Genomic DNA, 19,363 nt, shown 5'->3' on the forward strand with positions numbered 1-19,363 from the left:
AAGATGCAGATAGATGGCGCGCGGTTCTTAAAGGATTTGCATGATCTGCGTGCAATCGGGGCGTCTGGCATAGCGAAAGGCGTTGTACGCCCTGCCTATTCGGCTGCCGATATTGCGGCGCGCGAATGGCTTGCGGACCGGATGCGCGATGCCGGTCTGGATGTCCGGTTTGATCCGGCTGGCAACCTTTGGGGGATCGCCAAGGGAAAATCCCTGTTGGTCGGCTCGCACAGCGACACCCAGCCGGAAGGCGGGTGGCTGGATGGGGCGCTGGGTGTTGTCATGGGGCTGGAACTGGCCCGCGCGGCACAAGAAGCCGGTGGTCCCGCCGTGTCCGTCGTCAGCTTTCAGGATGAGGAGGGGCGCTTTGGCGTTACAACCGGCAGTGCAATCTGGTCCGGCAGCCTGTCACTGGACCACGCCGACACACTGACCGACAGCGCGGGCACCAGCTTTGCGACTGCGCGCGCCGCAATGTCACATCTGATCGGGGATTTCGTTGATCCGGCGCAATTCAGCGGCTTTGTCGAATGCCATATCGAGCAAGGCCCGTGGCTGGATGAAGCGGGGCAATCCATCGGGGTGGTTACCGATATTGTGGGCATACGCGACATGCGTGTGACATTCGAGGGGGAGCAAAACCACGCGGGCACAACGCCCATGCACCGCCGTCGCGATGCGTTTCAGGCGCTTTCGGCGTTCAATACCGCGCTGAACGACAGGCTTCGCAATGTGGTGACGCCGCAATCCGTGTGGACCATCGGCCATGTCAGCCTGCATCCGGGCGCACATTCGATCGTTCCGGGAAAGGTGGTGTTTTCCATGCAATGGCGGGACGGCGATACAGCCCGCCTGACACGGATGGAAACCGTGATCCGCGAGACAGCCGCCGATGTGGCAGACGCAACGGGGATGCGGTTGTCATTCAGTGAAATGCTGGGGCTGGAACCTGTGGCAATGGATGCACAGCTGCGAAAGGCCCTTGCGCAGGCAGCGCAACAAATTGCCCCTGATCGCTGGCGCGAAATGCAATCAGGGGCCTTGCATGATGCCACGAATGTGGCGGCGCTGATGCCTGCTGCAATGATGTTTGCTCCATCCATCAACGGGATCAGCCACACCTTTTATGAGGATACGCATGAAGCAGATTTGCTGTGTGGCCTGAACGTTCTGGCCGCAGCCCTTCCGGCATTGGCCAAGGCGGGCGGGGGGTCCTGACAGGGCGGCTGTTGGCGCATCAGCCCTGTTTTTTTGCGCGCGGCTTGGCGATCGGGGTTTCGTGTTCGGGAACCAGTGTTTCGTGCGGTTGGCGAACCACACCAGCGACAGCATCACCGGCACTTCGACCAGCACACCCACGACAGTGACAAGGGCCGCGATGGAGTTCAGACCGAACAGCCCGATTGCCACCGCCAGTTCAAAGAAATTCGATGTGCCAATCAGCGCGCAGGGGGCCGCGACCTTATGCGGCACACGCCACGCTTTCGCGGCCCAATAGGCGAGCGCGAACATGCCATAGGACTGGATCAGCAGCGGAATGGCGATCAGCACGACCGTCGCCAGCAGCCCGATGATCGAGAAGGGTTTGACGCGGGGACGTTCGGCCGGACAGCCGATACTGCCGCCCGGCCACGCTGTTAAAGCGTTCCAGCTTTTCGCTGAATCACCAGAAACGCCTTAACCTTCTGTTTTGTCGCAATTTCGAACCGGAAAAGCCTGTCAGTCTTTCCTGAAATTGCTTTGGCCGTTCAGGTGCAATCGGGCATTCTCGAACGGTAGGCCATGATCATCGACCGGCCTGCGCGACACCTCTTGGAAACCAAGTGCTGCATAGAACCGGGCCGCCTGTTCATTTCTGGTGTAAACCTCCAGGGAAAGCGCGTCTTTCAGGCCCATAGCATGGGAAATCAGCTTGCGCCCGATTCCCTGTCCTTGCTGGCGGGGGGCGACAAAAATTCCCCCGATAAACCTGTCCAGCAAGCTGATGAAGCCAACAGGTTCACCCTTGATGCACGCCACCCAGGTTTCGGCCTTGGGCAAATATTGCGTTTTGATCAGCTGGCGCTGTTCGGCAAGGCGCTGTTTGCCGATAAAACCATGGGCCAAAAGGGACGCATCAAACCAGATGCCCGACAGTATTTCAGTGTCCGTCGCCGCATCAAACGGCCGGATCACCACGTTTTGGATCTTCATAAGAACTCCACAGAAAGAAAGCACAGAAATATCGGCACCTTTGTGGTGCCGGACGATACCGCTGGTTGCGGTTCAGTCAAAGCCTCTGCGCATAAATCTCCTTCTGGTTGCGGGTCTTGTTTTACGTTGCCGATGCCGCCGCGTCAATGGTGGCGACAGAATTCCGGGCCATGGCGACCTGCGGCATGGCCCGGATGTCTGGTGCTACAGAACCACAAGCAACGTGCTGATGATCGCCCCTGTGATGACCAGATGGATCAGGCAAAAGCCCATGATGTCCTTGGCCTTCAGGCCCGCGATGGCCAGCATGGGAAGCGCCCAGAACGGCTGAAGCAGGTTGGTCCACGCATCACCCCACGCAACCGCCATCGCAACGCGCGCGACATCCGCGCCAAGCGCTTCGGCGGCAGGCAGCATCACCGGCGCTTGCACAGCCCATTGCCCGCCACCAGACGGCACGAACAGGTTGACGATGCCCGCGCTGATGAATGTCCAAAACGGCAGTGTCGTCGCGGTCGAGATGGACACAAACCATTCCGACATGCTTTGCGCCAGCCCCGATTGTGTCATGATCGCCATGATGCCTGCATAAAACGGGAACTGGATCACAATCCCTGCGCCGCCCTTCACGGCCTCGTTCAACGCAATCATCAGGTTGCGCGCGGTGCCATGCAAAACGATGCCCAGCATCAAAAACAGATAGTTCACGATGTTCAGGTTCAGGCCACTGCCGCGAATGAAGAAGTAATGCGCCAGAAAAATCAGCCCCGGAATACCGACAAGCCACATCAGGATGCGGCTGTTTTCCAGATGCTCTGCCGGACGCTGGGGGACGAATTTTTCTGCCACCTCTTCGCCCAGTTGTTCGGGCGTGACATACACACTTTCTTCGGCGCGGGGCACCATAAGCCAGTTTGTCAGCGGAATGATGACGAACAAAACGCCCACGATCGTAAGATTGAAACTGGCGAAAATCGTCATTCCGGTTTCAATGATGCCAATCTGGTCTTCGGTAAAATGCCCCGGCGTGGCGATGGTCAGCGGAATGGACCCCGCAAGCCCGCCATGCCAGATCACAAAACCCGAATAAGCCGCAGCAATCAACAGCCGGTAATCGACCTGAATTTGCCGCGCCAGTTCGCGCGCGAACAACGCGCCCACAACAAGCCCAAAGCCCCAGTTTATCCATGATGCAATCAACGAGACCACGGTTACCAGAATAATCGCGGACCCCGGTGATGTTGCCAAGCCTGCCAGAAACGCCAGAAATTTCTTCACGGGTGGCGATGACGCCAGAATAAAGCCGGTGACAAGCACCAGCAGCATCTGCATCGAGAATGTCAGCAGCCCCCAGAAACCGTCGCCCCACATCTGGATGACCTGAATTGGTGCCGTGCCTTGGAACAGCATGGCCGAACTGGCGGTGACAATGGTCAGGATCAGAACGAAGATAAACGGATCGGGCAAATATCGATCCATCAGCGTCACAGCTGGACGAGAAAGTGAACGTAGCACGGTAACCTCCCTTTTTGGTTAGCATAAGTTTTCAGCATAATTGTCAGCGCAAATCCAGTGGTCCTTGTGGCGATGTCGCGTTTTTTTAACCCTATCGTGGACATTCAGATATTTGCCGCCACGGTTAGGCGCCAAGCCGTCGAAAGGCACTGATCTGCGCTAGTGCCGGATTTCTGCTGCACGGATATTCTGCGCGCTGGCCGTTGTGACCGCAGCGCAATATCACCTGAAGAAACGGGCTGTTCTTTCCGGTTTTCGGACTAAATCGTTGCGGTGAACGCATGAAACACCGCGTCCCCCGCGCGCGTCGGGGCGGGTCCGGTGGCAAACGACATAACACCCGGGGGCAGGGATGCGCAGATTTATCGCTTTTGTTCTATCGGCAGCCCTGATGGTTGCCGCCGCGCCCACCCTGCTGGCCAGCGAAACGCTGATCGAGGATTTCACCATGCAGCCTGACAAAAGATGGCGGTTCTTCTCGGACAATGTGATGGGGGGCATTTCGACCGGACAGGTCACCATTTTGCAAGACGGCACCCACCCCTTCGCGCGCATGACAGGACGGGTCAGCACCGCAAATAATGGCGGCTTTATCCAGATGCGGCTGGACCTGTCCGCGCCACCGCCAGACGGCACGGTTGGTGTGCGGTTGCTGGTTCGCGGCAATGACCAGCGCTATTTTGTGCATCTGCGCACACGGGGCACGATGTTGCCATGGCAGTATTATCAGGCAGGGTTCAATGTAACCGGCGGCTGGGGTGAAATACGCATTCCATTGGAAAATTTCGCGCCTTCTGGTGCGCTGTTGCGCGGTTCGCCCCGTGCGCAAAGCCTGACATCCATTGCCATTGTTGCCTTCGGGCGCGATCATGACGCCGAAATTGATGTGCGCGAAATCGCGTTTTACTGAACTGCATGACTGACCGGGGGCGCAATGACACAGGATCGAAACCGCAGGTTCTGGAACCGGATTGCACAACGCTATGCGGCGCGCCCGCTGAAAGATGTGCCCGCATATGAAGCGATGCTTGCGGCGACTGCGGCGTGCCTGTCCCCATCGGCGCGCGTGCTGGAACTTGGCTGCGGAACCGGCGGCACGGCGATCCGCCTTGCACCACAGGTCGCGCACTGGACCGCCACGGATTTTTCGGCGGAAATGGTCCGCATCGCCAGTGCCAAACCGCGCGGCACCAACCTGACGTTCAAGGTGGTTGATGCGGCCAATGCCTTCGACGACGGCCCCTATGACGTGGTTTGTGCGTTCAATGTGCTGCATCTTGTCGATGATTTGCCCGGCCTGCTTGCCCGCGCGCATGCAAATTTGCGCCCCGGTGGGGTGCTGATTTCGAAAACCTGGTGCTTTGCCGGTGTAAACCCGCTGCTGCGCGCCCTGTTTCGCGTGTTGCAGGTTGTCCGGCTGTTCCCCGATGCGGCCATACTTTCTGAGGCCCAGTTACAGCAAGCCATTCGCGGTGCGGGCTTCGATATTGTTGACCAGAAGGTATTCGGCCCCCATCCGCAAAACCCCTATATCGTGGCGCGGCGATCCGATGGAACTGCGGACCGACGGTAACGCCCCGAAACGGGCCTGTATTTCACGCATTACGCGGCGCGCGATCCCGCACAGGCCGCAGCATGGGCATCGCGCCATAGCTGATCGACCCCCGCCAGCGCGGTGGCATCCAGCGCCGGACCCTGCCAGTAGCGGCCGGATGGGCAGATTGCGCCCAGCGCCTGTTCCGCGCTCAATGCGCGATCCATCGATGCGGGATTTAACGCGCGGGGCTTTTGCTGCCGAATATCCGCGATATCACAGCGCGCAAATACCAACCGCGATGCACTGGACGACAGGTTCACCACGGCGCAGCCCTGCCGCGCGGCCAGCAATTCCAGCCGTGCGGATTTGGCACCAAGATCTTGCAATGTGGGGTCGGGGCGCAACGGATCGGCGGTGCCGGTCCCATAGAAATGCGTGGTCTTGTGGTCATAAACCATATCGCAGCCCAGATAGGCCAGCACCGTCGGGCGCAATGCCGCCAGCGCCCAGTATCCCGCACTGAAGGCCATTGTGGCCCCTGCATAGATAATGCCGCCATAGTCGTTATTCGCGGGCACATATTCGGTGGCGGTGATGATCTGCCTGTCCGCGCCTGTTTCGGGTGGGTGGCGGTCGTTCGGGAAATCTTCGGGGTGGACCAGATAATCCCAATCAGGGCGCACCTGCCACGCATTGTTGATTGCGACAATCCGGTCCACCGCCCCGCGGGACCAGTCACGGCAGACCACAACGCCGGGGCCGCTGCCCAATATCATGACAATCATCAGCGCCCCTCTTTTGTTTTTCGCGCGCCGCATCAATCCGGCACTTCCCCGACGGGTGAACCGCAAACATAACGATTGCCAGACGTCCCACACGGGTCAAACCTGCCGGACCGACATTGCGCCATGTGTGGTGTCTTAGCGCCCGTTTGTGCCGGAACAAGGTCAAATCTTGCGCTTGGGGGCGGGTTCCACGCGTTTCGTCATGCGCAGGGCAGCGCCGGATACGGGTTCCATCACCCGCAAGATGGTTTCTTTGGCCCCCACAACCGGCGGCAACATGCGAAATCATCGCAAGCCGTTTATCAAATATCGCCTATCTGCGTCGTCTTGCGGGTGGTTGTGAACGCCCGATCAAGGTCCGGATTAAGCGCAAGCCCCAGCCCCGGACCGGGGGGAACAGTTATCTGGCCGTTGGTCACCACTGGCAAGGCGGTCACCAGATCGCGATACCATGTGCGGTAGAACGCGCGCACGCTTTCCTGCACCAGCGCGTTGGGGGCGTTCAGCGACAGATGGGTGGACGCCGCCAGCACCACAGGCCCCGTGCAATCATGCGGCGCAACCGGCAGGTGCCATGCTTCGGCCATGGCGGCAATCTTGCGCGCCTCTGACAGGCCACCACACCAGCTTAGGTCCAGCATAACAACGCCTGCCGCGCCAGTTTCCAGCAAATCCCGAAACCCCCAGCGCGTGGCCAGTGTTTCAGATGCGCAGATCGGCGCGACGGATGCCTGCGCATAGCGCGTCAGGCTGCCAAGGCTGTCCATACGAATGGGGTCTTCGTGCCAGAAGGTGTTGAACGGGGCCAGCGCACGGGCAATCTGCATCGCGGGCAAAAGCTGCCACATGGAATGGAATTCAACCATGATGTCCATTCTGTCGCCCACCGCATCGCGAATTTTTTCAAACGGGCGCAGGGCGGTTTTCAGATCATCAGGCGCGATATACTGACCGCGCGTCTTTTCAGCGGCAATATCAAAAGGCCAGATTTTCATCGCTGTGATCCCGTCCTCCAGCAGGGACAGGGCCAGATCGTCGGCGCGGTGCAAGAACGCATCAAGGTCGTCATAGGCATGGGGTTTCTTGCCGTGCCCCCAGTTACCCACCTGCTGGCCGTCAGCCTTCTTGATGTAATCCAGCCCCGCGCAGGTGTTATAGGTGCGGATGGAGGGCCGCGTGAACCCGCCCAGAAGCTGCGCAATAGGTTGGCCCGTGGCCTTGCCGAATATGTCCCAAAGCGCAATGTCAAACGCGGAATTGCCGCGCATCTCCGCCCCCGCCGAGCGGAAGCCCAGATAGCCCACCAGATCGGCGGCCAATGCATCAATCTGCAACGGGTCACGCCCCAGAACGCGCGGCGCGATCCATTCATGCACATGCGCTTCAACGGTGGCAGCGCCGAAAAATGTCTCGCCCAGACCGGTGATCCCTTCATCGGTGTGAACCTCGACCCATAGCAGGTTCGGGCGCTCCGCAATACGAATGGTCTCAATGGCGGTAATTTTCATGCGGCACCTTTTCGTGTTGATATGTGCGAAATCAGGGGCGGATGGGCATCAGTCAGACATATCCAGCTGCAAGCCCACACGCTGCGCGCCACCGGCCAGATGCGCGCGCATCGCCGCGCGGGCGGCCCCTGCATCGCCCGCGACAATCGCGGCGCAGATTGCGGCATGTTCGCGTCTGGTCTGGGCGTGCAGGGCGTCCAGCGGGGTTTCAGCCCGTGCCGCCAGTATGACATGCGCGATCCGGTCGGAAATTGCGGTCAGGAACTGCACGAAATACGGGTTGCCCGTTGCCAGCGCCAGCGCACGGTGAAATTCCAGATCGGCGGCCACAGAACTGTCGGCGCTTTCTTCAGGCTGATCAAACCGTGCCAGTGCGGCCTTGATCCGCAACATATCAGCGGCGCTGCGGTGGCGCGCGGCCAGGGCTGCGGCCTCAACCTCCAGGGGGGCGCGCAACTGGAACAGGTGCTGAAACGCGCGGCTGTCCATGTCTTGCGGGGCATCCAGACGGATCGGGCGTGCGGCCATATCAGCCACAAACGCGCCCGCGCCCTGACGGGTTTCCACCAATCCTTCGTTGCGCAACTGGGCAATCGCTTCGCGGATGACCGCGCGGCTGACACCGAAATCACGCGCCAGTTGCGCTTCGGTCGGCAGCCGCGCGCCGGTTGTCAGGCCATCCGCTTCGATCTGCGCCAGAAGATGCGCGGCAATGCGGGTGGAAAGCTGCGTGTTGCGTGCAAAACCGGGCATGGGCGCACTCATCCCCCTGCCCCGCGCACCAGCACCAACTGGCAATTCGGGTTCATCATCTGCGCGGGGTCAATCGCGCGCTTGATCGCCCCCAGCAGGTCGCGCTGCGTGTCCGGCAGGGCGTCCTGAAAATCCGCGCGTTTCAACCGCCCGATGCCGTGTTCGGCACTGATGGACCCGTCAAAGCGTTCAAGCACCTGATAGATCAGCTTCTTCGCGGCCTCGATCTGGTGATCTGCATCGCCTTCGGGGGCGGGCAGAACATTCAGATGCACATTGCCGTCGCCGACATGCCCGTAGGACACGCACACCGCCCCCGGCAGCGCGGCTGTAACTGCCGCTTCGGCGGTCGCCACAAATTCCGGCAGGCGGGACAAGGGCACGGACACATCGGTGCGCAAATGCCGCCCGCGCCGCGCCTGCCCTTCATTCATCCCCTCGCGGATCAGCCACAGGCCCTGCGCCTGCGTTTGCGATTGGGCAATCACCCCGTCACGCACCAACCCGTCGGAAAACGCCAGTTCCAAAAACCGCTCCATCAGGTTCGCAACATCGACCAACCCCGACCCGGACAGTTCCATCAGAACATAGGCGGGGGCATCCGTGGCCATGGGTATGGACAAATCCGGCATGGCCTCTCTCGCCAGTGTAAACGCCAGCGGCGGCATGAATTCAAACGCCGACATCAGGTCGCAACACTGGCGGCGGGCCAGCCGGAACAGGGACATCGCATCTTCCAGCCGGTCCAGCGCCAGCAGTGCGGTTGCGGTTTGTTCGGGCAGCGGGCCAAGTTTCAGTGTGGCCGCCGTGATCACGCCAAGCGTGCCTTCCGCGCCAATGAACACCTGTTTCAGATCAATGCCGCGATTGTCCTTGCGCAACCGCGACCGCAAATCCAGCACGCGCCCGTCCGGCAGCACCACTTCCAGCCCCAGCACCAGATCGCGCGTCATGCCGTAGCGCAGCACATTCAGCCCGCCCGCATTGGTGGACAGGTTTCCGCCAATCTGGCAACTGCCCTGCGCGCCCAGCGCCAGCGGGAAAAACAGCGCAGCATCTGCCAATCTGTCCTTCAGGGTTTGCAGCACAACACCTGCTTCCACTTCGGCAGTGAAATCATCAGCTTCAATGCGGCGGATGCGGTTCATGCGTTCCAGACTTAGCACCACCTGCCGCGCAGGCGTATCGGGCACAGCGCCCAGCACCAGCCCCGTGCGCCCGCCTTGTGGCACAACGCCCAACCCCATAGCTGCCGCTGCGCGCAAACAGGCCGACACCTGCGCGGTGTCACGCGGGCGCAGCACCGCCAGCGCATCTGATTGCACATCACCATGCCAGTCGCGGCAATAGGGGGCCACATCCGGGCCGGACAGAACCAGATCAGCGGCCAGTTCCGCGCCAAGGGCCTTTTGCAAACCATCCAGCAGGGGCGGGGCGGCAGTGTCGGGGGCTGTCGTCATAAGTTGGTATCCGGTTTTGGGCAGATTTGTGCTTTGCATTGCATATATGTCAGGTTATCAGACAAATTAACGCGAAAGCAAGCGCAACACAACGCGCGCATATCGAAGGGAGTGAGGATGCATATTCTGATAACAGGCGCGGCCGGAATGGTCGGGCGCAAGCTGACAGAACGGCTGGTCGCAGACGGTGCCCTTGGCGGGCAGGCAGTTACACAGCTGACGCTGGCCGACGTGATGGAGCCGCCAGAACCTGCGGACTTTGGCGGGCAGGTTGCCTGTATCGCAGCCGATCTGGAACACCCTGACACACCGGCCCAACTGATCGCCACGCGCCCCGATGTCGTGTTTCATCTGGCCGCGATTGTGTCGGGCGAGGCGGAGCAGGATTTCGACAAGGGCTACCGCATCAATCTTGATGCCACGCGCGCGCTGTTTGATGCCATCCGGCTGGCGCATCTGGCAGACGGCTATACCCCGCGCGTGGTGTTTGCGTCCTCCATCGCGGTGGTGGGCGCGCCCCTGCCGCACCCGATACCCGATGACTTTCATTGCACGCCACTGACCAGTTATGGCACGCAAAAGGCAATTTGCGAATTGCTGCTGGCCGATTACACGCGGCGCGGTTTTATGGATGCAATCGGCATCCGGCTGCCCACGATCTGCATTCGCCCCGGTGCGCCCAACAAGGCCGCATCCGGGTTCTTTTCCAGCATCCTGCGCGAACCGTTGATCGGACAGCCCGCCATTCTGCCGGTGCCCGATACAATCCGCCACTGGCATGCATCGCCGCGCGCGGCGGTGGGGTTCATGCTGCATGGCGCCACGATGGACCTGTCCGCCCTTGGGCCAAGGCGCAACCTGTCCATGCCCGGACTAAGCGCCACAGTGGCGGACCAGATTGACGCGCTGCGCCGTGTCGCGGGCGACAAGGCCGTCGCCCTGATCACGCGCGAACCGGATGCGATGATCACCCGCATGTGCGAAGGCTGGGCCACAGGGTTTGATGCCAGCCGCGCGCGGGCCTTGGGTTTCACCGCCGAAGACAGCTTTGACGACATCATCCGCATCCATATCGAGGATGAACTTGGGGGCCAGCTATGACACTTCCGCAAATTGCATTTCTGGGCACAGGGTTGATGGGCGCGCCAATGGTGCGGCGCTTGCTGGGCGCGGGATTCCCTGTGCGGGTCTGGAACCGCGACAGCGCCAAGGCGCAGGCCCTTGTCGCGGATGGCGCGCAACTGGCGGGCACCCCCGCGCAGGCGGTAGACGGGGCGGGCGTGGTGTTCACCATGCTGTCGGACGGGCATGCCGTGGAAGATGTGCTGTTCACACAGGGCACAGCCGCGCATCTGGCGCAAGGGGCCGTGGTGGTCGACACATCATCCATTGCCCCCGATCAGGCGCGCGACCATGCCACGCGGCTGGCAGAACAGGGCATCGCACATGTGGATTGTCCGGTGTCAGGGGGCGTTGCGGGGGCGGATGCGGGCACATTGGCGCTGATGGCGGGCGGCGCGCCTGATGTGATCGACCGGCTTGCGCCTGTATTGGCGCCCTTGGGGCGGGTCACACATGTCGGCCCGTCAGGGGCGGGGCAGGTGTGCAAACTGGCCAACCAACAGATCGTTGCCATCACCATCGCAGCCGTCGCCGAAGCCATGGTTCTGGTTCAGGCGGGCGGGGCAGATCGCGCAAAGTTCCGGCAGGCCATTCGCGGCGGTTTTGCCGAAAGCCGCATACTGGAGTTGCATGGCGGGCGCATGGTCGCGCGCGATTTCACCCCCGGCGGGCCTGCACGCCTGCACCTGAAGGATCTGGACTCCGTGGCGGTGCTGGCGCAGGCGCAGGGCCTGACCCTGCCGCAAACGAACGCGGTCCATCAGGCTTTTGCAGATTTCGTGGCCAATGGCGGTGGCGATGCGGACCACAGCGCCCTGTTGCTGCATCTGGAAGACATGAACCCCCGCACATAACATGCGGGGGCCATTCGTATTCTGATTTACAAGACCACTCAGGTGTTCTTGATGTCCGGCGGTCTGCCCACCTTCACCCCGGATATGTTTTCAGCCAGAAGCGCCTTTAGCAGTGCAAACATCATCGCGAAAACAAGGATAAAGATCGGCAGCCCGACCACTGTAATCACCTGCTGCAAGGCTACCAGACCAGCCTCGCCTGCCAGCACGATCAGCATTGCGGCAACCGCGCCTTCCGACACGCCCCAGAACACCCTTTGGCGCACGGGGCCGGGTTCGGTGTCGCCTGTGCACAGCATATCAACGACCAAAGACGCGGAATCTGATGATGTGGCAAAGAAGATCGCGACGATCACCACCGCCAGACCCTGTATCAGTTGGGTCGCGGGGTAATTCTCGAAAAACGCGAACATCGCGAATTCGGGGCCACGGCCCACAGCTTCGGCAATCTGGCCCGCATTTGCGCCCAAGGCGTCGCGCGCGGCGGCCCCGATGCCGTCAATCTCCATCGCGGACCAGCCGAAGATTGCGAACCAGACCAGCGTGAACAGGGACGGTGCCAGCAGCACGCCCAGCACAAATTCCCGAATGGTGCGCCCCTTGGATATACGCGCCACAAAAATGCCGATGAAGGGTGACCATGTCACCGTCCAGGCCCAGTAAAAGACCGTCCAGCCCCCCTGCCAGCCCCAGCCGTCATCATTGGTGTAGCTGGCCATCATGTCGTTCCAGAATGCCATCGGGAAAATATTGGTCGCATATATGCCCGCAGTCTCGATGATGCCGCGCAGCAGGAACACCGTTGATCCGGTGACCAGAACGAACAGCATCAACCCTGTTGCCATGCCGATATTAATATTCGACAGAACCTTGACGCCCTTATCCAGCCCGACCACGATGGATGTGGTGGCAACCGCCGTCAGCACGATGATAATGATCACCTTGCTTGTCACACTGTCGGGCACGCCCATCAATTCGGACAGACCTGCATTGATCTGGCGTGTTCCAAGCCCGATCGACACCGCCACACCAAACAGCGTGCCCAGAATTGCAGCAATGTCGATGGCCTTGCCGATAGGGCCGTGGATGCCTTCTTTCAGGAACGGATAGAACACCGAACTGACCCTGACCGGCAGGTCATAGCGATAGATGAAATAGGCAAAGGCCAGCCCGGGCAGGGTAAAAATTGTCCATGTGTGCAGGCCCAGATGATACAGCGAAAAGCCCATCGCCTCGCGCGCGGCCTCAACGGAATGGGGTTCGGTCTCGGCATAGGGCGGGGATGCGAAATGCAGGATCGGTTCCGCCACGCCCCAGAACATCAGCACCGTCCCGATGCCGCCTGCAAACAGCATGGTGAACCACGACAGGTTCGAATATTCGGGATTGCTGTCAACAGGCCCAAGGCGAATATTGCCAAAGCGGCTGAAGGCGATCCAGACAAGGAAGATCAGCCAGACATTGACGCCAATAATGAAAAACCAGCCAAGATTGGTGACAACCCAAGATCGCGCATCGGCGAAGAAGTCGCCAATGGCCTCGGGGGCTATGATCAACGCGAACAGGAACACGATCATAAGCCCGGCGGACCAGAAAAAGATCGTTACATTCGTGCGCAGCCCAAGTTGAAGTGCAAGCTTCTCCATAAGAGTTCCTTTCTGATCCGCGTCCACAAAGTGGCTGCGTTGTCAAATTGGCCCATCGCGGCAGGTCATTTTGCCGATGGTTGGTATGTGCGCGTATCGTCACACACAAAGCCTGATCAGAAATCGTTGCAGGTCTGTTCACTTCATGCAAGGAAAAATTTATTCAAGCGCATCCAAAGGTTGTGCGGCCTGCATGCCCCGGCCCGGACCACAGCAGCGCTGTGGCACAGGCGGGGACAGGCAGGCACAGCATCAGATGTCGAAGACGACGCCTTGCGCCAGTGGCAGTTCGCGCGAATAGTTAATGGTATTGGTCGCGCGCCGCATATAGCCTTTCCATGCGTCAGACCCGCTTTCGCGCCCGCCGCCGGTTTCCTTCTCGCCACCGAATGCACCGCCGATTTCCGCGCCCGATGTGCCGATATTGACATTGGCAATGCCGCAATCAGACCCCGCCGCTGACAGGAAGGTTTCCGCCTCGCGCAGGTCGGTGGTGAAGATCGACGATGACAGCCCCGCACCCACAGCGTTTTGCTGCGCAATCGCATCCTCAAGATCGCTGTAGCGCATGACATACAGGATGGGCGCGAATGTTTCCTCCAGCACGGGGCCAGTCTGCGCGGGCATTTCAACCAGCGCGGGGCGCACATAATAGGCGCTGTCGGGGGCCACATCGGTCACGCGGTTGCCGCCGTGAACGGTGCCGCCCGCCGCGCGCGCCGCATCAAGCGCGGCCGCCATCGCGTCGAACGCAGCGCGGTCCACAAGCGGGCCGACCAGCGCCTGCGTGGTCAGTGGGTTGCCGATGGTGACGGATTCGTATGCCTTGACCAGCCCCGGCACCAATGCGTCATAAACACTGTCATGCACAAACAGCCGCCGCATGGAGGTGCAGCGCTGGCCTGCCGTGCCCATAGCCCCGAATGCTATGGCCCGCAGCGCCATGTCCATATCCGCAGACGGGCAGACAATGCCCGCATTATTGCCACCCAGTTCCAGAATGGACCGCCCGAACCGCGCGGCCACACGCGGCCCCACCTGCCGCCCCATGCGGGTTGATCCGGTGGCCGACACCAGCGCCACGCGCGGATCATCGACCAGCGCCGCGCCCGTGTCGCGCCCGCCGATGACAACCTGTGCCAGCCCCGCAGGCGCATCACCGAACCGCGCCAGCGCCCGTTCCAGAACCGCCTGACTGGCCAATGCCGTCAGCGGTGATTTCTCGGACGGTTTCCAGACAACCGCATTGCCGCAGACCAGCGCCAGTGCCGTGTTCCATGACCACACGGCTACAGGAAAATTAAACGCCGAAATCACGCCCACAACGCCCAGCGGGTGCCATGTTTCCATCATCCGATGACCGGGGCGTTCCGTGGCGATGGTCAGGCCATAAAGCTGGCGTGACAGGCCGACCGCAAAATCGCAGATATCGATCATTTCCTGCACTTCGCCCGCCCCTTCAGACGGGCTTTTGCCTGCCTCGATGGACACAAGGCGGCCCAGATCATCCTTGGCGGCGCGCAATTCCTCGCCCAGCAGGCGCACCAACTCGCCACGGCGCGGGGCGGGGACATTGCGCCAGTCGCGGAAGGCGGCGGCAGCGCGGTCAATCGCGGCGGTCACACCATCAGCATCGTGTTCGGGCAGCAGGGCAATCTGTTCGCCGGAAATAGGCGAGAAGCTGGCCAATGTGCCGCCCGTATATGCGGCGGGGTCAACACCGAAACCGGCCAGTATGTCATTCGTGGTTTGTGGAATATCAATCATATCATGTCCTTCTGAACTCAACACGCCCTGCATCAAGGTGCTGCGTGTCACGGGTTTGCAAGTTTCCACCGGCTTGGGCGGTCAAATGCGGGGTGTTCCATACAATAGCAGTCAGGTTTCAAAGGCAGGTGTGGCCGCCATGATGCCCATCCCCCCAGCTTGCCAGTTTAGCATGTCATATATATAGAACATCAAGTTTCGTATGAAACGTGCCAATTTCACCTGACATGATGCGAGGCAGGAATGAAGCTAAGCCGCCGCCAGTTGCCGGACCTTGCCGCGCTGCAAGCCTTCGAGGCATCGGCACGCCATGGCAGCTTTACCCGCGCGGCGGTGGACCTGAACCTGACACAAAGCGCCGTCAGCCGGCAGATCAAGGATCTGGAAACCCAGTTGGGCATCGCCTTGTTTGAACGCGTGCGCCAGCGGATCGTGTTGTCCACCGCCGGCCAGCGGTTGCGCCCCGAAATAGAGCGGCTGCTGGCAGAATTGCAGAACCTGTCAATCCGTGCCGCCAGCGGGCGCGATGTCACCGGGCATCTGTCTGTTGTCACCTTGCCAACCTTCGGCAGCCGCTGGCTGATGCCGCGCCTGTGCAGCTTCCTGACCGCGCATCCAGGTTTGCAGGTCAGCATTACGGCCCGTCAGGGCGCGTTCGATATGACAGATGCCGGTGTTGATCTGGCCATTCATTACGGCAAGCCCGCCTGGCCCGGTGCAAGCTGCACATATCTATGCGCCGAAACGATGCTGGCCGTGGCCGCGCCCGGTGTCGTGACAGGCGACATATTGCCCGATGACCTGCCGCTGCTGCATCTTGAATCGCGCCCCATGCTGTGGCCCGAATGGCTAAGCGCGCAGGGCCAGCCTGTGACGCGGGGGTTTCAGGGCCACCGGTTTGACCAGTTTTCACTGTTGATCGAAGCGGCACTGGCCGGAATCGGGGCCGCATTGCTGCCAAGCTATCTGATAGAACGCGAATTGCAGACGGGCGATCTGTGCGCGCTGTCCGGCGGGTCGCTGTCAACGGATGCCGCCTATTGGGTGGCCATTCCAGATGCCAGCGCGTCAGATCCGGTGCCACTGGCATTTCGCGACTGGATCATCGGTCAGGTCACCTAGGGCGGTGTCATGTCAGATGGAATCGCAAGGCTGGGTAATGCTGGCCTGAATGGGGCGTTGGCGCGGGAACTAAGCCCGCGCCATCGGTGGGCCGGGGTCTGCCGATCCGGCGTTGGTGAAGTTCACTTTATGCAGGCGACACACTCCAACATCCAAGGCTTGGCGTGTCGCTGGCCAAATCGGCAGGCCGCGGGACGGCCCACCGATGGCGCGGCGGCCTTCGGCCTTGAATCCGCGCCTTTGGGTGTCCCCTTCACGCCAGCACCACCCAACCGGATGTTTCAACCTGATCCGACGACGTTCCAGTGCGCGCCCGTGTTCATTCGCAGTCACGCGACCCGCCCCAAACCTGTTGATACGCATGTCCAAAACCGGTTCCCGCTTTTGCGCGACATGCTTTAAATCCGCGCGTCAACCAGATGGAAGGCCTGCGCGCCAAATTCGTAGAACGCCCCTTTCAGGTTGCGCAACGGGGCATCTTGCGGCGTGCTGGGGCGCAGGGGCAGTTCTTCATTGCCGCCCCGCAACCACCCCGCAAGCGAACGCCCGAATGCCGTGCCCGGTGCAATGCCGCGCCCGTTATAGCCGCAAAAGCACACCACACCGTCCGCCAGTTCGTGAAACCGTGGCAAGTGGTCGTTGGTCATGCCGATAGTGCCGTGCCATTGATGCTGAAAATCCACCGCCCCCAGTTGCGGGAATATCCGCGCCAAGGCCCGCCGCGCCCACGCCCGATGTATCTGCGCACCGCCAGTGCGCAGCGCGCCCACAGACCCGAAAATCAGTCGGTTCTGCTGGTCCATCCGAAAGGATGTCAGCACTTGCCGTGTGTCCCATGCCCCTTGGCGCTGCGGCAGCAAGGTCTTGGCCAGCGCATCGGGCAGCGGTGCTGTGGCCAGATTGAAATAGGGCAAAAACACCTGCTGCGTGCGGATCTGCGGCATCAGGTGGCGGGTATAGGCGTCGGTTGCAAACACCACCTTTTGCGCCGTGACCGACCCCTGCGGTGTTGCGACCTGCCAGCCGCCACCATCGGCGCGCATGCCCATGGCGGGCGTGGCCGTGAAAATGCGCGCCCCCTGCCCGATTGCAGCCGCCGCCAGCCCGCGAACATAGGACAGCGGCTGAATTGTTCCCGCGCGCCGGTCCAGCAAGGCACCCTTATAATGCGTCGTGCCCAGCCGTCCGGCAGTAGCCTGCGCATCCAGCAAGTCCACAGGTGCCCCCCGCCGCGCCCATTGCGTATGACGTTCGGCCAGTTCCGCCACCCCCGCGCGGTCAGGCGCGACATGCAGCGTGCCTGCCTGCGTGGCTTCGCACGCAATCGCGTAGCGCGCGATAATATCCCAGACAAGTGACGGACCTGCACCCAGATAGGAAATCAACCGCTCGCCCTGATCTGCGCCCAGGGTGTCGACCAGCGCATCGGGCATCACCCACATGCCTGCATTGACCAGACCGACATTGCGCCCCGACCCGCCAAAACCGATATCGACCGCTTCCAGCACAACGACATCACTGCCCTGCTCGGCCAGATGCAGCGCGGTTGACAGCCCCGTATAGCCAGCCCCCACCACCACAACATCGGCACGCACAGCACAGGTCAGGGGCTGGGTCGCGGGCGCGGGTGGCGCCGATACGTCCCAAAGTCCATGACTGCGCGGATCGCCTTGCATATTGGGGGCCTTTCGTTCCGATCAGGGCATCAACCACCCAAATCTTGTGCCGGAAACCGCCACAATGCCAGCGTTGACTTGGTCTGATGTCATTCCGTTGCGGAATACTGCGCAGTTGAAGATATGCGCTGCTTGCGGATACATCAGATACACAGGCACTGCGCCACCCATTGCGAAAGGCGGCAAGGCAGGTCATCCCCGCCTTGCCGCATCAGAGTGTCAGTGCAATGGTATCAGCGCGGCAGAAGCACGCCGTCAACAACGTGGATCACACCGTTTGACTGGTTCACATCCGCGACGCTGACCAGATAGGCATTTCCGCTTTCGTCAAAGATATACACATCGCCTGACGGACGAACCTGTGCCGACAGCGCAGCCCCCGACACGGCGTTGAAGTGGTAGAACCCGTCCGACGATGCGCGTGCGCGCGCTGTCAGCTGCGCGGCAGAAATGTTGCCCGCAACGACATGGCTGGTCAGAACCTTGGTCAGTGTCTCGCGGTTTTCTTCCATCAGCAATGTCTCGACCGTGCCATCAGGCAGCGCGTCAAACGCCATGTTGGTGGGTGCGAACACGGTGAACGGCCCTTCGCTTTGCAATGTCTCGACCAGACCGGCGGCCTGCACGGCGGCAACCAGCGTGGTGTGATCTGCGGAATTCACGGCGTTTTCCACAATGTTGCGGCTGGGGAACATGGGCGCGCCACCAACCATCGGGTTGTCGCCCGCATCCATACCCGTCTGCATCGGCATATCTTCGTCCATCGCGGCATCATCTGCCGCCGGAAGCAACACGGCATCAATGACGTGAATAACACCGTTCGACTGAACGACATCGGCAATCGTCACGGTTGCGGTGCCGCCGGTTTCATCTGTCAGGGTGATCATTCCGTTCGATGCGCGCACTTCAAGCATGCAACCGCCCAGTGTTTCGACCATGTGGACACCGCCGCCATCCGCGATCATGCCGCCAATGACATCGGACATCGCATTCGCCCCAAGGACGTGACAGGTCAGCACTTCGGTCAGGGCGTCAATGTTTTCGGGCATCAGCAGCGTTTCAACGGTGCCATCGGGCAGCGCGTCGAATGCCGCGTTTACAGGGGCAAACACCGTGAACGGCCCTTCGGTCTGTAGCGTGTCCACCAGACCGGCGGCCTGCACGGCGGCAACCAGCGTGGTATGATCTGCGGAATTCACGGCGTTTTCCACGATATTGCGTTCTGCAAGCATCGGCGCACCGCCGACCATGGGGTTGTCTGTCATTTGTGCGACAGCGGGTGCGGATGCAAATACGGTTGCGGCCATCAAGGTTGCGCGAAGTGATAGTTTCATGAATATTTCTCCCGGTTACACCGATATTGGCGTTTTGTCCTATGGTTACGAAACGGTGTGGAAGAAGTTTCAACCAAGCGGCATTCGAAAT

Annotated in this window: 16 protein-coding genes and 2 pseudogenes; 6 read left to right on the forward strand and 12 right to left on the reverse strand. The window is 60.9% G+C overall.

The features are described 5' to 3' along the window. Nucleotides 1-3: 3 nt before the first annotated feature. Nucleotides 4-1,218 carry a hydantoinase/carbamoylase family amidase gene (locus P8S53_RS00580; RefSeq protein WP_277805228.1) on the forward strand — a complete coding sequence of 405 codons (1,215 nt, stop codon included), beginning with the start codon at nucleotides 4-6 and terminating at the stop codon, nucleotides 1,216-1,218. Between the two features lie 66 nt (nucleotides 1,219-1,284). Here P8S53_RS00580 and P8S53_RS00585 read toward each other — a convergent pair. From P8S53_RS00585 to P8S53_RS00595, 3 genes and pseudogenes are all read right to left on the reverse strand, one after another. Next, a pseudogene (locus tag P8S53_RS00585) lies at nucleotides 1,285-1,626 on the reverse strand (arsenic resistance protein); the annotation flags it as partial. Nucleotides 1,627-1,719: 93 nt separating this feature from the next. Further along, on the reverse strand, nucleotides 1,720-2,193 hold the full coding sequence (locus P8S53_RS00590; RefSeq protein ID WP_277805229.1) for a GNAT family N-acetyltransferase: 474 nt from the start codon (nucleotides 2,191-2,193) through the stop codon (nucleotides 1,720-1,722). A gap of 204 nt (nucleotides 2,194-2,397) precedes the next feature. Next, nucleotides 2,398-3,708 (reverse strand): short-chain fatty acid transporter, encoded by a 1,311-nt coding sequence (locus tag P8S53_RS00595; RefSeq protein ID WP_277805230.1) that lies wholly within the window; start codon nucleotides 3,706-3,708, stop codon nucleotides 2,398-2,400. A gap of 352 nt (nucleotides 3,709-4,060) precedes the next feature. Here P8S53_RS00595 and P8S53_RS00600 point away from each other — a divergent pair, with 352 nt between their 5' ends. Together P8S53_RS00600 and P8S53_RS00605 are read left to right on the forward strand one after the other, a co-directional pair. Then, entirely contained in the window at nucleotides 4,061-4,618 is a 558-nt protein-coding gene (locus P8S53_RS00600) for a CIA30 family protein (protein WP_277805231.1), read from the forward strand. Nucleotides 4,619-4,642: 24 nt separating this feature from the next. Further along, nucleotides 4,643-5,281, forward strand: a complete 639-nt coding sequence (locus P8S53_RS00605) for a bifunctional 2-polyprenyl-6-hydroxyphenol methylase/3-demethylubiquinol 3-O-methyltransferase UbiG (RefSeq protein WP_277805232.1) — start codon at nucleotides 4,643-4,645, stop codon at nucleotides 5,279-5,281. 29 nt (nucleotides 5,282-5,310) lie between these two features. Here the strand turns inward: P8S53_RS00605 and P8S53_RS00610 are convergent, their stop codons facing one another. The 4 genes from P8S53_RS00610 to P8S53_RS00625 all read right to left on the reverse strand — a co-directional run bounded on the left by P8S53_RS00610 (nucleotide 5,311) and on the right by P8S53_RS00625 (nucleotide 9,751). After that, entirely contained in the window at nucleotides 5,311-6,030 is a 720-nt protein-coding gene (locus P8S53_RS00610) for a hypothetical protein (RefSeq protein ID WP_277805233.1), read from the reverse strand. Between the two features lie 302 nt (nucleotides 6,031-6,332). Beyond that, complete coding sequence (locus tag P8S53_RS00615; protein WP_277805234.1) at nucleotides 6,333-7,538, reverse strand: mandelate racemase/muconate lactonizing enzyme family protein; 1,206 nt, start codon at nucleotides 7,536-7,538, stop codon at nucleotides 6,333-6,335. A gap of 48 nt (nucleotides 7,539-7,586) precedes the next feature. Then, nucleotides 7,587-8,303 (reverse strand): FadR/GntR family transcriptional regulator, encoded by a 717-nt coding sequence (locus P8S53_RS00620; RefSeq protein WP_277805235.1) that lies wholly within the window; start codon nucleotides 8,301-8,303, stop codon nucleotides 7,587-7,589. Beyond that, entirely contained in the window at nucleotides 8,300-9,751 is a 1,452-nt protein-coding gene (locus tag P8S53_RS00625) for an FAD-binding oxidoreductase (protein ID WP_277805236.1), read from the reverse strand. Before P8S53_RS00625 ends, P8S53_RS00620 begins: the two co-directional genes overlap by 4 nt. Before the next feature lie 117 nt (nucleotides 9,752-9,868). Here P8S53_RS00625 and denD point away from each other — a divergent pair, with 117 nt between their 5' ends. Next, nucleotides 9,869-10,852, forward strand: a complete 984-nt coding sequence (gene denD, locus P8S53_RS00630) for a D-erythronate dehydrogenase (protein ID WP_277805237.1) — start codon at nucleotides 9,869-9,871, stop codon at nucleotides 10,850-10,852. Beyond that, the gene (locus P8S53_RS00635; protein WP_277805238.1) at nucleotides 10,849-11,727 is read left to right on the forward strand and encodes an NAD(P)-dependent oxidoreductase; all 879 of its coding nucleotides are present in this window, start codon (nucleotides 10,849-10,851) and stop codon (nucleotides 11,725-11,727) included. Before denD ends, P8S53_RS00635 begins: the two co-directional genes overlap by 4 nt. A 38-nt stretch (nucleotides 11,728-11,765) precedes the next feature. On the opposite strand, the gene P8S53_RS00640 is transcribed toward P8S53_RS00635, so the two are convergent. Both P8S53_RS00640 and P8S53_RS00645 read right to left on the reverse strand, forming a co-directional pair. Then, the gene (locus P8S53_RS00640; protein ID WP_277805239.1) at nucleotides 11,766-13,373 is read right to left on the reverse strand and encodes a BCCT family transporter; all 1,608 of its coding nucleotides are present in this window, start codon (nucleotides 13,371-13,373) and stop codon (nucleotides 11,766-11,768) included. A gap of 252 nt (nucleotides 13,374-13,625) precedes the next feature. Beyond that, nucleotides 13,626-15,140, reverse strand: coding sequence for an aldehyde dehydrogenase family protein (locus P8S53_RS00645; protein ID WP_277805240.1), 1,515 nt, complete (start codon nucleotides 15,138-15,140; stop codon nucleotides 13,626-13,628). Nucleotides 15,141-15,383: 243 nt separating this feature from the next. Between P8S53_RS00645 and P8S53_RS00650 the strand changes: the two genes are divergently transcribed. Continuing rightward, nucleotides 15,384-16,262, forward strand: a complete 879-nt coding sequence (locus tag P8S53_RS00650) for a LysR substrate-binding domain-containing protein (RefSeq protein WP_277805241.1) — start codon at nucleotides 15,384-15,386, stop codon at nucleotides 16,260-16,262. A 398-nt stretch (nucleotides 16,263-16,660) separates the two neighbouring features. Here the strand turns inward: P8S53_RS00650 and P8S53_RS00655 are convergent, their stop codons facing one another. From P8S53_RS00655 to P8S53_RS21255, 3 genes and pseudogenes are all read right to left on the reverse strand, one after another. Continuing rightward, on the reverse strand, nucleotides 16,661-17,938 hold the full coding sequence (locus tag P8S53_RS00655; RefSeq protein WP_277805242.1) for an FAD-binding oxidoreductase: 1,278 nt from the start codon (nucleotides 17,936-17,938) through the stop codon (nucleotides 16,661-16,663). 233 nt (nucleotides 17,939-18,171) lie between these two features. Further along, nucleotides 18,172-18,702 (reverse strand): fasciclin domain-containing protein, encoded by a 531-nt coding sequence (locus tag P8S53_RS21250; protein ID WP_306417845.1) that lies wholly within the window; start codon nucleotides 18,700-18,702, stop codon nucleotides 18,172-18,174. 15 nt (nucleotides 18,703-18,717) lie between these two features. Further along, nucleotides 18,718-19,245: pseudogene (locus P8S53_RS21255) on the reverse strand (fasciclin domain-containing protein); the annotation flags it as partial. Between the last annotated feature and the right edge of the window lie 118 nt (nucleotides 19,246-19,363).

The organism is Roseinatronobacter sp. S2, assembly GCF_029581395.1.
In the GTDB taxonomy this organism is placed as follows: Bacteria; Pseudomonadota; Alphaproteobacteria; order Rhodobacterales; family Rhodobacteraceae; genus Roseinatronobacter.